2 protein-coding genes are annotated in these 547 nt (G+C 64.5%); both read left to right on the forward strand.

The features are described 5' to 3' along the window. Positions 1–184 (forward strand): hypothetical protein (locus tag J5M56_RS24045; protein WP_207937947.1); only part of this gene is annotated, 184 nt, incomplete at its 5' end. Positions 185–200: 16 nt separating this feature from the next. Further along, a partial coding sequence (locus tag J5M56_RS24050; RefSeq protein WP_207937948.1) for a hypothetical protein occupies positions 201–547 on the forward strand: 347 nt, incomplete at its 3' end.

The following is a 547-nucleotide window of genomic DNA, read 5'->3' on the forward strand; positions in this document are numbered from 1 at the left end:
GTCGGTGCCGGTCGGCACGATACTCAATCCGGTGGTCTCCGTGCTGCTGAACCTGCTCGGCCCCGTGTTGAGCTCGCTCGATCAGGTCGTCGTGCCGCTGTTGAACCTGCTCGGCGTGCAGCTCGGCGCGGCGACGGTTCACAATCTGGCGCTGACCTGCGGCACCGCGCAAACGGTCTATTGAAGATTCACGCATAACGATGAGAAACACGAACGCAATCGAAGGGCTCGATCTGTACGTCTGGGAGGGCACGGCCGATATCGTCGACCGGGTCGCGCGCTGCATGTCGAGCTTCGACGTCGAAGTGATCCGCGCGGACAACGAGGAACTGTCGGCCGAACGAACCGCGATGCGGCCGTCGCTCGCGATCATCAGCGTGTCGATGATCGAGAGCGGCGCGGCGTTCCTGCGCACCTGGCAGGCGGAGATCGGCATGCCGGTGGTCTGGGTCGGCGCCGCGCGCGATCACGATCCGTCGCTGTATCCGCCCGAGTATTCGCACATCCTGCCGCTCGATTTCACGTGCGCGGAGCTGCGCGGCATGAT

The sequence above is a fragment of the Pseudomonas sp. 51_B genome, from assembly GCF_017491595.1.
GTDB classification, from domain to species: Bacteria; Pseudomonadota; Gammaproteobacteria; order Pseudomonadales; family Pseudomonadaceae; genus Aquipseudomonas; species Aquipseudomonas promysalinigenes.